9 protein-coding genes and 1 tRNA gene are annotated in these 14,082 nt (G+C 64.6%); 2 read left to right on the top strand and 8 right to left on the bottom strand.

The window, feature by feature from the left end; translation table 11 throughout:
• Nucleotides 1-32 precede the first annotated feature (32 nt).
• Complete coding sequence (locus A5779_RS03160) at nucleotides 33-1,475, bottom strand: DHA2 family efflux MFS transporter permease subunit (protein WP_064878856.1); 1,443 nt, start codon at nucleotides 1,473-1,475, stop codon at nucleotides 33-35.
• A gap of 366 nt (nucleotides 1,476-1,841) precedes the next feature.
• On the opposite strand from A5779_RS03160, the gene A5779_RS03155 reads away from it, so the two are divergent.
• Together A5779_RS03155 and A5779_RS03150 are read left to right on the top strand one after the other, a co-directional pair.
• A complete protein-coding gene (locus tag A5779_RS03155) occupies nucleotides 1,842-3,272 on the top strand; it encodes a TIGR00366 family protein (protein WP_064878854.1) in 1,431 nt (476 codons plus the stop codon).
• Between the two features lie 240 nt (nucleotides 3,273-3,512).
• Complete coding sequence (locus tag A5779_RS03150) at nucleotides 3,513-3,998, top strand: GNAT family N-acetyltransferase (protein ID WP_082941508.1); 486 nt, start codon at nucleotides 3,513-3,515, stop codon at nucleotides 3,996-3,998.
• A 48-nt stretch (nucleotides 3,999-4,046) separates the two neighbouring features.
• On the opposite strand, the gene A5779_RS03145 is transcribed toward A5779_RS03150, so the two are convergent.
• The 7 genes from A5779_RS03145 to A5779_RS03115 all read right to left on the bottom strand — a co-directional run bounded on the left by A5779_RS03145 (nucleotide 4,047) and on the right by A5779_RS03115 (nucleotide 13,997).
• Nucleotides 4,047-5,633: a DUF5677 domain-containing protein gene (locus tag A5779_RS03145; protein ID WP_131811561.1), complete on the bottom strand. Its 1,587-nt coding sequence runs from the start codon at nucleotides 5,631-5,633 to the stop codon at nucleotides 4,047-4,049.
• Nucleotides 5,634-6,882: 1,249 nt separating this feature from the next.
• A tRNA-Met gene (locus A5779_RS03140) sits at nucleotides 6,883-6,959 on the bottom strand.
• Between the two features lie 84 nt (nucleotides 6,960-7,043).
• A complete protein-coding gene (locus tag A5779_RS03135; RefSeq protein WP_064878850.1) occupies nucleotides 7,044-8,438 on the bottom strand; it encodes an FAD-binding oxidoreductase in 1,395 nt (464 codons plus the stop codon).
• 130 nt (nucleotides 8,439-8,568) lie between these two features.
• The gene (locus A5779_RS03130; protein ID WP_064878848.1) at nucleotides 8,569-9,099 is read right to left on the bottom strand and encodes a hypothetical protein; all 531 of its coding nucleotides are present in this window, start codon (nucleotides 9,097-9,099) and stop codon (nucleotides 8,569-8,571) included.
• Nucleotides 9,096-10,271, bottom strand: a complete 1,176-nt coding sequence (locus A5779_RS03125; RefSeq protein WP_064878846.1) for a type VII secretion target — start codon at nucleotides 10,269-10,271, stop codon at nucleotides 9,096-9,098. Before A5779_RS03125 ends, A5779_RS03130 begins: the two co-directional genes overlap by 4 nt.
• A gap of 25 nt (nucleotides 10,272-10,296) precedes the next feature.
• A complete protein-coding gene (locus A5779_RS03120; protein WP_064878844.1) occupies nucleotides 10,297-10,818 on the bottom strand; it encodes a WXG100 family type VII secretion target in 522 nt (173 codons plus the stop codon).
• Nucleotides 10,819-10,988: 170 nt separating this feature from the next.
• Nucleotides 10,989-13,997 (bottom strand): UPF0182 family protein, encoded by a 3,009-nt coding sequence (locus tag A5779_RS03115; protein WP_064878842.1) that lies wholly within the window; start codon nucleotides 13,995-13,997, stop codon nucleotides 10,989-10,991.
• Nucleotides 13,998-14,082 lie beyond the last annotated feature (85 nt).

Below are 14,082 nucleotides of genomic sequence, written 5' to 3'. Positions count from 1 at the left end.
GATTGTGCCCGACCTCGACCGAGCGCCCGGGCTCAATGTGTCGGCGTGCCACCCGCGGGGCTCGGACGCGGAGCGGTGAAGAAGGACCCGATCACGGCGAACACGCTGATCACCGCGGCGGCTGTGAAGGCCGCATGCACGCCGGGCAGATCCGGGGCCCCACCCGAGTGGGACGCCTTGGTCATCACCGTCACGAACAACGCGGTTCCCGCGGCACCGCCAACCTGCTGCAGCGTCGTCAGGATGGCACTGCCATGCGAATAGAGCCGGTCTGGCAGGACTGCGAGCGCGTCAGTCATCAACGGGGTGAACATCATCGACAGGCCCAACATCATGACCGACTGCAAGACCACCAGTTCCCAGACCGGTGACGCCGCCGACAGCAGCGTGAAACCCCACAGCGACACACACAGCATCAACGACCCGGGCACGACCAGCAGACGGGCGCCGTGACGGTCATAGGCTCGGCCGACCAGCGGCCCGGCCAACCCCATCAACAGCCCGCCGGGCAGCGTCGCCAACCCGGCCACCAGTGCGCTCTGCTTCAGTACGTCCTGCACGTACAGCGGCACCATGATGATGGCGCCGAACAACCCCATGAAGCCGAGGACCACCAGGCTCAGCGACACCGAGAACCGCCGATAGGTGAAGGGCCGCAGATCCAGGAACGCACGGTCGCGTCGTTGCAGCAGTATCTGCCGCGCACCGAAGGCCACCATCGCCGCCGCACCGATCACCATCGGCACCCACGCAGGCACCGACTGCGGGCTGTGAGCGGATTCGCCCATGAGCGACAGCCCGAACACCAAGCCCGCGAACGCGATCGCCGACAGCGGGACCGAGACAGGATCGATCGGGGTGGGATCCTCCCGTTCGTCGTCGACGCGCAGCCACGCCAGACCGGCGCTCAGCGCGAGCAGGGCGATCGGCAGCACGATCCAGAACATCCATCGCCAGTCCAGTGAGCCGAGGATGAACCCCGACAGCGTGGGCCCGATCGCCGGCGCGACGGCGATGACGATCGAGATGGTGCCCATCATCTGGCCGCGCCGGTCCGCAGGAATCAGCGTCATGACCGTCGTCATCAGCAGCGGCATCATGACCGCGGTACCGCAGGCCTGCACGATGCGCCCGACCAGCAGAACCGTGAACCCCGGCGCGAGCGCGGCCACCAATGTGCCGGTACAGAACAGGGTCATCGACGCCAGGTAGATACTGCGCACCGGGAACCGCTGCAGCAGCGAACCCGACATCGGGATGACCACCGCCATGGTCAACAGGAAGCCACTGGTGAGCCATTGCGCGGTGCTCGCCGAGATGTCCAGATCGACGATCAGGGCGGGTAACGCCACGCTCATGATCGTCTCGTTGAGGATCATCACGAACGCCGAGCTGACCAACAGCGCGATGATGACATTGGCGCTCGACTGGGCACGCGGTTGCGCCGCGATCTCCCCCGTGCTCGGGCCCGTCATTGTTTCCCACTCTCCTAGCTCCCCCGAGCTATGCCTGCGCAGCCACCCAGGGTAGGTCGGACACCCGACATCAGGGAAACCGATTTTTTGCTGTGGTTGACCGGCGCCGGCAGTGCTCGCCCATCGAGCCGCCTCGAAACACGGCAGCAGACGAGCGCAGCCACGCCGCACGAAGCGCTGGGCCAGTGCGATATTCGCACCGACTGGGCACCATCCACCCGGCAGTTCGTCGGCGAGTGGACTCTGTCGATCCGTCCCGGCCAACCGCCCACTGCGGAGTGCTCCAAAGACTAGAGTCCGTGCCGAACCGCGGCGGCTGCTGCCGACGGCGGCAGCGATTGGGCACCAAAACGGCGAGGTAGATCAATGACCACGAGCGAAGAACCGCGGACCAAGCGCCGCGGAATCATGCAGTCCCTCACCGGGCTGTGTGTCCGCTATGTCGAGCGTCTGATGCCCGACCCATATCTGTTCGCGGTCATCCTGACCCTCATCGTTGCCGGCCTGGTCGCCTTCTTGGTGCACGGTGCAACCCCCGACGGCATGCTCAAGGCGTGGTACGGCGGTGTGTGGGGATCGCAGAACATCTTCACGTTCGCCTTCCAGATGGTTCTGATCCTGGTGACGGGTTACACGCTCGCCGAGGCGCCGATTCTGAAACGGGCCATCGTCGCCATCGCCGCCAAACCGAACAACCAGGTTCAGGGCGCCTTCCTCTGTTTCGGCGTGAGCGCTGTTCTCTCCCTGCTGAACTGGGGGCTCGGGCTGGTGGCCGGCGCGCTGGTCGCCCGCCAGGTTGCGAAGCGATTCACCGACGCGCATTTCGGCTACCTCATCGCGGCGGCGTTCATGGGCTTCATCGTGTGGACGCAGGGGCTCTCGTCGTCGATCGCCCTGGCGAACACGGACAGCAGCAGCCCGATCAACGTGATCCACAAGATCACCGGCGTCACCGTGCCGCTGAGCCAGACGATCTTCCAGCCCTACAGCTGGCTGTCGGTGATCGTCGTGCTGGCGCTGCTCGCGCTCGCCATCTGGCGGATGGAACCGACACAGAGCCTCGCACCCGATCCCGCGGTGTTCGAGGACGAGGATGCGCCCGAGGACGTGGGCGGATCGGCCGCTTCGCCGGCGGAAGGCAAGAAGACGTTCGCCGAATGGCTGGAAAACCTGTGGATCCTCAACGTCCTGGTATTCGCCGCGGGCATCGCCTATTTCATCCTCAGCGGCTTCGCACTGAACATCTCGTCGATGATCATGCTGTTCACCATCACCAGTGCGTTGCTGCACCGGACACCGATCCGGTTCATCCGGGCCTTCACCGGTGCCGCCAAGGTGTCCGGCCCACTGCTCCTGCAGTACCCGCTGTACGGCGGTCTGGTCGGCTTGCTGGGCTATCAGGCGGTGGAGGGTGCCAAACCGCTGCAAACCCTGCTGGCCGAGGCGTTCGTGAACGGCGCGTCCCAGTACACGCTGCCGTTCCTGACCTTCATCGGCTCATTGATCATCAGCCTGTTCGTGCCGTCGGGCGGTGGGCACTGGGCGGTACAGGGCCCGATCGCCGTCGATTCGGCGCTGGCGATCGGTCAGGACTCACCGGCGTACCTGGGTTTGATCTCCATGGCGGTGGCCGTGGGCGAGGGCGTCGCGAACATGATCCAGCCGTTCTGGCTACTGCCCCTGCTGGCGATTGCGAAACTCAATGTCCGTCAGGTGATGGGCTTTACGGTCGTCGCGTTCCTGATCGGAGTGGTGGTCCTGGGCGCCACCACGCTCATTGCGCCGTACGTGATCTGACACCCGTCTCCGTCGCGCCCGGGACGCTGGAGCGGACGACGTAGTGGCCGACCGCTCCGCACGTGATCAGGTCCGAGTTTGAGGCACGCATCCTGGCTGGCTGCGGATCATCATGGTCGAACGCCAGCACAGTACGAAATGGCCATCGGCGCTCCCCCAGCTGCCCGACTCTGGCCGACCCGCGAATGGCGACCTTAGCGGCACGCTCGGCCGTTAGGGCAGACTTCGAATGTGCCAGGAATGACGATCCGACCGGCAATGGTCGAAGAACTTAGGAATGCGTTGGACGACCGGCAGGCCCTCGAGGCTGTCATAGGCCCTGTCCCCGACGGCTGGCCCGAGACGAGCGATATGTTCACCTACGTGATCGAGCGCTTGGCGGAGCATCCCGAGGAGGTTGACTGGCGGGTCTACTTCTTCTTCGATGGGGATGGAGTTCTTGTCGGCTCAGGCGGCTTTCAAGGGCCGCCCGATAAAGACCGAGCGGTCGAGATCGGCTACGAAATCGCCCCATCATTTCAACAGCGTGGCCTTGGTACCGCTGCTGTATCGGCTCTTGTCGAGCAGGTCAGGCGCAGCGGCGCTGTCGGTACGGTAATTGCGCGTACGGCGACGGAACTCAATCCATCCGTACGAATTCTCAAGCACCTGGGGTTCTCCAACACTGGACTGGCGAAGGCGCCGGATTCTGATGATGATGTCTGGCAGTGGCAGCTCGACGTGTAAGACGCTTGCAGGACCGAAATAGAATCTCCGGCCGCCGGTCGGGTTGGATCAGATGCCGCTCTCGGAATCTGAGGTTGAAGGACTCCACGCATCCTCGGGCATGTCGACTTCCTCGAGCCAACCGAACGCCGTTTGCACTGTGGAATCTGCAACACCGAGTACGTCCAGGCTCGCTCTAATGAGCCCGTAGAGGGCAATGAGCCAAGACCGTGCGATGTCATCGCTGCCCCCAGAGGGTAGGGACATGCTCGGAATTAAATGACCACGGTGCAGGACATTGAGACATGGCTCCATACAGTGGATTTCAATCGACCACCATTCGGAGTGCGAGATGCCGCTCTGCATTTGGTAGGCGTGCCGGTATAGGTCAGCTAACCCGCATTCGTCGGCCATCTGTCTCAAGGATTTGCCGGCGAAGTTCGCGCTGATGTCGACTGCCCGGTGGTCGAGGACATCGTCGTTGTGACTTGCCTTCTCAATGACAGACACCGCCTCTTCGACGCCATTGACCAGCCAGTCGCTCGGCACACCCTTTGCGAGCAACGCGTATAACTTGGCTTTGCCCGCGCCATAGTCCTTGTATCGCCGATAGATTTTCTCTTGGTTCTGGGTAGCCATCCATACCAGCAGGATCCGATTCTCCACGAGGGTTCGGCCGACGCCCGAACCATGCTCCGAGCACCAGAGATCGGGCGATCCAAGCATCGCTATTACCTCGCGCGCTGCGCGCACAACCAGGCCCGTGTGGACCTCTTCACGTGATGGGTCGTACAGTCTGGACGGACTTTTCTCCACCGCCTCGATGTAGCTCGATGTCAAGTCCATGGCTCGCTGCTGGAAATCCTCGCGGAGGAGATCCGAGGACTCGGATTGCGTACGTGGGGGTTCATCGGAGGGAGCCGCGCCGGCATCATCGACTTGTTCGTCGGGCTTCGTATCTCGCGCGCGCAAACAGCGTGTCGTCATCGAATTCACACCCCAGAAGATCTTGGAAAAGCGAATGCCGTCGACAAAGCAATCGGGATCACGGGAGATTATTGCGCCCCGCAGAGCGCCCCACATCGCCCGCACGACGCAGTCCGCTTCCGAAACTGTGGCGGAGTCGTTTGGGTAGTACTTGAGAAGGTCGACAGTGTGTTGACTGGTCGTAAGCGTCCCCGCCTGGACACGGCTCCATATGGCGATGCACTTGATGATCGCCTCGCGGTGCCCATCAGTCATAGCCTCAAACACCGCCTTGGCGAGTCGATTGGCCTCGGCTTCGCCTGGAGGTTCCATCTCCACGCCAGTCAACCACTCCGCAGGCCTGTCTGGGTACGACGACAGCGTTCGACGGACGCCGTCTGACAGCAATCCCAGCCTCGACGCATGCAAGGTCACGGCTTCGATCGCGCCGGGATTCCTTACCGACAGTCGCTGCAGGCCTGAGAGACGTCCGTCGAGGCATTCCGCGAGGAACGCCCGCTCGACGCTACCCTCCAGCTCGTCCATCACACGCCTCTGCCAGCGCACAAACCTCACCGCCTGGTCGGTGCCCCGTTCAGAAAGGACTAGGACTGGCCAGAGAAGATCAGGTAGGTCATCCCTCACCCAGTCCCCGACATTGAGTAACCCGGTCGCCGCGAGCGGCGACATGAAGACCCTCCCGCGTTTCACGTGGCCAGCCAAGGGCCCCGAATGTTGGTTCGGACGCGGCACGTTCACGGCGTGACCTTAACTCGCGGGGCCGACAACTCAGGGTGGCGCGCAGGCCGTGCGCCGTAAATGACGAGGGCATCGATTTGAGCTCCTTCTACTTGGCTCCAGCGAGTCGGACCTGTCCATCGGTTCGATCCGCTGAAGGACGGCGGCAGTTAATGGAACGGAATCCGACGTTGCTGGGTCCGCTCTGCCGTCCGATGGTGGTTCTCACGCTGAAAATCGAGCCGCCAGCCACGCGCCCTGTAATCGTCCAGGCGCTTATCGGCAGCCAGGTCATTCGGCTTCCTCGCCCCTGAGCGACGCGCATCCAAACGACAAGCCCCGAGGCAACAGATCCAGCTCCACACCGAGTACGCGGGGTCAATCCACAGACCATGCTTTTGACTAAGCCCTCCTGCCGAAGGGCGGCAGTTTCGCGCCTCCGAGGGCGACGAACGCTCTGCGTCCACGGAGTTTCGCGCGCGGCAGCTTCTCATACCTCTTATCGGCGAAGACTGGTCACACATCTCGAAGCAGCACCAAGTCCAAGGGGGTGACGTCGATGTCGGAAGCCGTCAACTTCAATGACGACGACTTGGTATATCGCTGGCAATCTCCGACCACGGAAGCCGAGCCTGGCGAGACAGAGTGATCGACACTTGAGCCGGCTCAAGATGTCTTCGTCGTGGGATCTCCGTATGCGCTGTCAACTGATCCGCTATTCCCATTGTGGATCCGCGGCGACGCTGCTTCGGACACGCACTCGATGTGGTGCTTGACGGCTAGCAGCTGCCTCTGATCCTCGATGCACGGCCGCGAACGAGTCTGACCGGCTCGGTTGTCAACCGGCGCACCCCCGAAGGGGCAGTGTTCCCAACCCGTCGGAAACGGTCTCGCGATCACGCTGCGACCGCAATCGGAGATCGGGGCGTCTACTCGGGCAGAACAAGCGATGAGTCAGACCTCGGTTACGTGTGGCCGATCACCGAAGTCGAAGACATCTGGTCGCAACGGTTCTCCAGGAACCATTTAGCACCGCCCCGAGCAAGCACCCCGTGCGGGCCGCAGACCGCCAGTTCAACGGCTGTTGATCGCCCTTTGGCCAGCTCCTGAATCTATGGTTAGGCAGCCTTTTGTTCTCAAACACGTTCCCGAATGGCATGAAAATGGCCCCCGGAGATAATCTCCGAGGGCCATTTCCTCTTGGTAGCGGGGACAGGATTCGAACCTGCGACCTCTGGGTTATGAGCCCAGCGAGCTACCGAGCTGCTCCACCCCGCGTTGCGAATACAAGGTTACCGGGGTCTTACGCGGAGCTCCAAATCGAGTGCTCAGAGAGGTTTCCGGCCCGAAAACGACCGGAAATCAGCCCACAAAACGCACCACCTGACCGCACCGGAACACCCCGGCCGGGTCGTGCCGGTCGGCCAGTGCGGCCAACCAGTGCCGGGTGTCCTCGTCATAGACCCGGGCGGCCCGCCCGGCGTCCTCGGACGGTGCGAAATTGGCGAGCTGGCCGCCGCTGGACCATGGCGACAGAGCCACGATGAGCGCGCCGGCCTGCGGCACCACGGCATCGGCGATCGGGGGTACCAGGACCCCGATGGTGCTCACCGCGAAGGCGGCGTCCCGATGGCAGAACGCGCTGCGGTGCCGTCCCTCACGGGCCAGCGCCCCGCCCAGCATCCGGACTTCCACGATCGTCTGCACCGAGCCCGAATCCGGCCCGGCCGCGGCCAGCAGCACCTCGACCGTCTCCGCGGTCAGTTCCCGCAACAGCGTGTGGTGCTCGAATATCGGCATCGGATCCACCGGATCGGCGTGCACGGCGCCGATGGCGGCATAGGGCATCACCGCGACGGTATCGAGCACCGGGGTCGCGACTGCGCGCATCGGCGCCAGCAACCGCTCGGCCTCGGCGAAATCGCCGACGGCCACGTACCGCACCGCCACGGTCAAGCGGCCGGCCAACGGCTCCGGAACTCCGGGCATCGGCGGGAGCTGTTGCAGTGCAATGGATGTCGATATCGATTCGGGCAGGCCGGCACACCAGCTCGCCCACTCGCGCAGCACAACGCCGGCGTCTGCACCGTCGAAATACACGGCGCCACCGTAGAACTCGGCGATCGGCAGCAGATCGATCTCGACCGAGGTGACGATACCCAGCGTGGACTTTCCGCCGCGCAGCCCCCAGAACAACTCCGCGTTCTCCTCCGGCGTGGCACGCAGCAGCTCCCCCGCCCCGGTGACCAACTCGAACGACCGCACGTAGTCCGACGACAGCCCGAACGTGCGGACCAAGGGCCCGATGCCTGCGCCGGTGAGAAATCCCACGACGCCCACGCTGGGGGCCGAACCGCCCAGACCGGCCAGACCGTGCGGGGCGGCCGCGTCGAGCACCTGCTGCCACGTGGCCCCGGCCGCCACCCGCGCGGTACGCGCCACCGGATCGACGCTGACACTGGTCATCTCAGAGGTCAGCACCAGGATCGTGTCGGGGGCCACCACCATGGCGCCGTGGCCGGTGGCCTGGACGGCGACCCGGTAACCCCTGGCCGCCGCGAAGCCCACGGTGTTGGCGATGTCGTAGGCGGTGGCCGCCAGCACCACCGCGGCAGGCTCGACAGCGGCCGCCGCATTCCACGGGGTGGCCCGTTCATAGCCGGCTTCCCCAGGTAGCGCCACGGGGGCGGCGACGTGGGCTCGCAGGCCCTTCAACGCGTCGTCCAGGCCGTCGTGGGCGACATCGGTCAGGGTCATCGGGGTCCTCTCAAGATGAGCGCAGAAAGTCCGTGCAAGATACTCGCCACACAGCATCGCCTAGACGACTTGGCGTTGACTTGGCGGCCAGTTCACAGAGGCAGTGGCGCGGCAGTAGACCTGAGCCGCATCACTTCTTTTGCGGCGTGCACACTCCGGCGAACTCCTTGCCTTCTTTCTCCGCCACACCCGCGGCGTCGAGCCAACCGACGCCTTCGAAGTAGAAGGTGTCGGCCGGGTGACTGTCAGATCCGGCGACGATCTCGGCCGTCCGAGCGGTCGCGGGATACCCCCCGGGTGTGGACTGCACATTGAGGAACAAATATTCTTCTGTGCGCCAATCGAAGTCAGGCGGCGGCGCTTCCGTCACGGTCAGACCCGGATAGGGTCCGCCGACGGTGAACCGGTCGAGAGTCGCCGTACCGGAGGGATCGGTCAACACGAGCTTCGGGCCGAATCCGAACCCGACCTCCACCGACCGCACCCCGACGCAGCTCGGCGGCATCCAGATCTCCAGCTTGCTGTCGGTGACCCGGGCACCGAACGCCGGTCGCATCGGGGCGGCGGACGGGGCATCCGACCACGGGCGGTCCCCGGTCCGGCAAGCGGTGAGCCCCGCCGCCACCAGCAGCGTCAACAGCACGGCCAGCCAGGACCTCACGAATAACCCCCGTCGGACAAGCCGGCATCGCGTTCCAGCGGGTTGATGCCGGTCTTCTGTTCGATGATCGCACCCAGCCCGTAATCCCGTGCCATCCAGGCGAATCCCTTCTGGGCCCACTGTTCGGAATGGCGCTCCTCGTGGTGCAACAGGCGGTCGAGGTCGAGGGTGCTCTGGAACGGCACACCGCTGCCATCTTGTCCCCAGTTGGACCCCGATTGGATGATCTGGCTCAGCTGAGCAGCCGGATCCTTGGATCCGTCGATGTTCATCACGAACACGTCGCCGTAGGTTGTACCGCCGTGGACGCCGATCTTGTCCATCACCGGCCCGCCCAACCCCATCAGCATGCCGTTGGGTGTCGTGGCCAACGATCCCCCGCCGCCCTTGTCGAAAATCTGGTCATAGCTCCAGGAGTTCGCGTTCTGTCGGTCGATGATGCGCTGCACCTCGGAAGCCGAGTAGGGCGTTTCCTCGAAATCGTTGTGAACGTCGTCGGCGGTGCCCACTTTCCCGTCCGCACCGGCCTCGGCGGCGTCGTAGTCGGTGCCGGCGTTGAGGATGTAGGTCATCACCACGGCCTTCTTCGCGTCCTCCTTGCTGGTACCGGGCGGCAGGATGAAGAACGACTTGCCGTCCTTGTCCTTGACCTCCTGCAGTCCGTTGAGCACGTCGAACGACTGCGGGGTGATGTTCTGTGCCCGGGCGATGTCGACCATGGTCTGCGGGTCGACCCCGTGCTTGGACGCATTCTCCAGCCACTGAGCGTATTTGGATCCTGGCACCACCGGGCCGGTGAGAAGCCCGGCATCACGCAACGCCTTCTCGTAATCAGTGACCGGCGGATGCTCACCGGCGTCGGGCAGCTCGGCCGTCCCGGTGAAGTCGATGCGTTCGGCCGCCTCGTCATCCCCGCGCTCGTAACGGTCGGCGGCCACCCGGAGCTTCTGCGCGTACACCGTCACATCGCCGCCCAGCATCTTGGCCTGCTCGGTGAGTGCGGATCCCACCGTCCCGCATGCCGCCCCGACCGCCAGCGAGGGCATCGCCCCGGCGGCACCGGAGATGACCGGACCGGCGCGATTGCCGCTGACGCCATGGCCCGCGGTGTCGAAGGTGGACGCCGTCTCCCGCATCGTCTGTTCATCGACGTAGAGCGTGGCGTCACTCATGTCACGCAGCCGACGGCCCGAGGCTTCATTTCACGAGCCCCTTGTTGATCCGGTCCATCTTGCTGGCCGTCGACTTGTCCGCCGCGTCGAATTCGGCCAACGCGGTCTGAATGGACGTCTGCAACGCCAGCCGACGCATCCCCCACTTCAGGGCCAGTACCGGATACACCGCCACCAGGGCCTTCAGCCGCCATCCCAGCGAGACCCGGCCCTCGTCGGAGATGTCGAACAGGTCCGCCTCCGGACTCGACACCAGATCCGACACCCGGGTGCGGATGCTGCCGAGCTCCGCACCACCGGAGGACATCGCGGTGTGCAGCAACTTGAGCCTGTCGCGGTAGAGCTCCTGATCGCCGAACATCTCGGTGGCGTGGCCCTGCGCGGTGTCGGACGCGGTGCCGCGCCAGTCCGACGCCAACCGGGTCAACTGCAGGCGCTCGCGGGCGATCTGATTGTCGATGTCACCCGCTGCTGAGGCCACATCACCGGCGGCCGACACCAGTTGCTCGGGATGGCTGCCCAGCACTTGCGAAATCGTCACCGCCACCAGCGACTCCCCACCGCCCGACGCCCACCTAGTACTGGTCCATTGTCACCCACCGGAGCGGCCCGGTGATGCACCAATATTCGGCGCGGCAACTACCACGAGAAGACGCGTAGGTACCCGAAATCCCGAGATCTGCGCGGTACCTACGCGTCTTTTCGCGTGTGTGAGGGCTACTTGGCGGTGTTGAACTTGTTCATCGCATCGTTCAAGCGCTGCAACGCCTGCCCGTACTTACCGAAGTCGCCACTGCGCTGTGCATCCTGTGCCTCCGACAGCGCCGACTCGACGTCCTTGAGCGCCGCGGACTTGGCCGGCGACAGCTGCACCGGCTCACCTGGCGGCACTGCGGCGGCCGGCGGTGGGACGGCCTGGGGCGCCTGGCCGTCGGCATTGGCCGGTGGCGGCGCCGCCGGTGCCGCTTCCGGCGTCGCGGCAGACTGCGGCTTGCCGTCGGTGGGGGCCACATTGGTGGCGGTGGCGCCGGCACCCGGCCCGAACAGCTCGGTCAGCGCGGCACCGACGGTCGGGCCGTAACCCACCTTGTCGCCGTAGAGCATGGCCACCCGGATCAACCGCGGATACGTCGAGGCTGCGTCACTGGTTCCCGGTGACGCGTAAACCGGTGCCACATAAAGCAATCCACCGTCGGCCACCGGCAGGGTCAACAGGTTGCCCCACCGGATCCGGTTCAGGTTGTCGCGTCCGATCACACCGAGGTCCTGCGTCACCGCGGTATCGGTACTGATCGCGTTGAACGCCTGCTTGGGCCCCTTGACCTCGCCCGGGATCGTCAGCACGGTGATCTTGCCGTAGGTCGCCGGGTCCGAGCTGGCGCTGACATAGGCCGCCAAGAACTCGCGCTGCAGCCAGTTCAATGCACTGGTCAACTGGAACGACGGCGAACCATTGTTGTTCACCAGGTCTTTGGCGACGATGTAGAACGGCGGCTGATAGCTGCTTGCCGTCGGGTTGGGATCCAGCGGCACATTCCAGAAGTCGGCGTTGGTGAAGAACTTCACCGGGTCGTCGACGTGGTACTTGGTCAGCAGCGACCGCTGAACCTTGAACAGATCCTCGGGATAACGCAGGTGCGCCTGCAGTTCCGGAGAGATGTCCGCCTTCGGCTTGACCGTGCCGGGGAACACGCTCATCCAGGCCTTGAGCACCGGATCCTGCTCGTCCTGGGCGTACAGCGTGACCGTGCCGTCGTAGGCATCGACGGTGGCCTTGACCGAGTTGCGGATGTACGACACCTGCTTGTCCGGTGCCAGCCGGTTGACCGCCACCTCGTTCGAATCGGCCGTCGCGCTCGACAACGTCGTCAACTCCGAATACGGATAGTTGTCCAGCGTGGTGTAGCCGTCGACGATCCAGACCATTCGCTTGTTGACGATCGCCGGGTACACGGATGTGTCGGTGGTCAGCCACGGCGCCACCGCCTCCACCCGCTCGGCCGGATCCCGGTTGAACAGGATCTTGCTGTTCTCACCGATCACGTTGGACAGCAGGAAGTTTCGCTCGGCGAACTTGGCGGCGAACACCGACCGGGCCAGCCAGTTACCGATCGGCACACCGCCGGTGCCCGAGTACGTGTAGTTCTTGGTGTCGGTGTTGGTCTCGTAGTCGTATTCGCGGTCGACGTCACCGTTCTTGCCGACGATGGCATAGTCGGCCGCGGTATCGGCGATCACCGGCCCGAAGTACACCCGGGGCTGGTCCAGCGGTGCCGGCCCGGGCGAGACCACCTTGCCGTTGGCACCGACGACGCTGGCGAGGAACTCCGGGTAACCACCGTTCTGGTTGGGGTCGTTGGCAATACCGCGCACCGTGTTGGCCGGCGAGGCGATGAAGCCGTTGCCGTGGGTGTAGACGGTGTGCCGGTTGATCCAGTCGCGCTGGTTCTCGATCAGCCGGTCCGGATTGAGTTCGCGTGCGGCGACGACGAAGTCACGAAGACCGCCGTCGGGGCCGGCGTAGCGGTCGATGGCCAGCTGATCCGGGAAGAAGTAGAAGTTCTTACCCTGCTGGAACTGGGTGAACGCGGGGCTGACGATCGTCGGATCGAGCAACCGGATGTTCGATGTGGTCGCCCGGTCCGCGGCGACCTGCGCGGCGGTGGTCTGACCGTTGCTCTCGTAATTGCGGTACGTCACCGTATCGTCGGTGAGCCCGTAGGCCTGCCGGGTCGCGGTGATACTGCGGCTGATGTACTCGCTTTCCTTCTGCGCGGCGTTGGGCTTGACGCTGAACTGCTCGACGATCAGCGGCCACCCTGCGCCGACCACCATCGAGCTCAGCAGCAACAGCACCACACCGATGGCCGGAATCCGCAAATCACGCAGCACGATCGCCGAGAACACCGCCACCGCGCAGATCAGGGCGATCGCCAGCAGGATGAGCTTGGCAGGCAGCACGGCGTTGATATCGGTGTAGCCCGCACCGGTGAACGGCTTGCCGGCGCGGGTATTGCTCAGCAACTCGTAGCGGTCCAACCAGTACGCGAATGCCTTGAGCAGGATCAGGAAGCCGACCAGGCTGATCAGCTGGATGCGCGCAGCGCGGCTCAGCGCTCCGCTGCGACCGGCGAGACGGATTCCGCCGAACACATAGTGCCCCAGCAGATTCGCGACGAACGCCAGGAAGGTCGCGACGAACAGATACGTCAGGACCAGCCGATAGAACGGCAGGTCGAACGCGTAGAAGCCCAGATCCCGACCGAACTGCGGATCGGTGATCCCGAAGTCACTGCCGTGCAGGAACAACTGCACGCGCACCCAGTAGCTCTGCGCGATGACACCGGCCAGCAGGCCGATGAAGACCGGCACCCCGATCCCGAACAAGCGCAGCCGGGCCAACACGGTGGTCCGGTAACGCGCCACCGGATCGTTCGGGCCCGCCGCCGGGACGAACACCGGACGGGTGCGATAGGCCAGGGCCAGGCCGGCGAACACCACCAGACCGATGAGCAGCCCGACCACGAGGAACACGATGAGCCGGGTGGCCAGCACCGTGGTGAACACCGAGCGGTACCCCAGCTCGCCGAACCACAACCAGTCGACATAGCCGTCGACGACCCGAGGTCCGATCAACAGCGCCAGCACTACCACCAGTGCCAGGCCGATCAGTACCCGGCTTCGTCGCGTCAACTTCGGCATCCTCGCCGCGGGCCGCATCCCCACTCGTGAACTCCCGTTTCAGCCTCGGTGGACTCGTGGCATGCCCGACGGGGCCGCCCGATTTTCTACAACTCTAGCCATCCACAGG

This window comes from Mycolicibacterium peregrinum, assembly GCF_001665625.1.
In the GTDB taxonomy this organism is placed as follows: domain Bacteria; phylum Actinomycetota; class Actinomycetes; order Mycobacteriales; family Mycobacteriaceae; genus Mycobacterium; species Mycobacterium peregrinum_B.
Note: the sequence above shows the minus strand (reverse complement) of the source record. Positions and strands in the feature narration are given on the sequence as shown.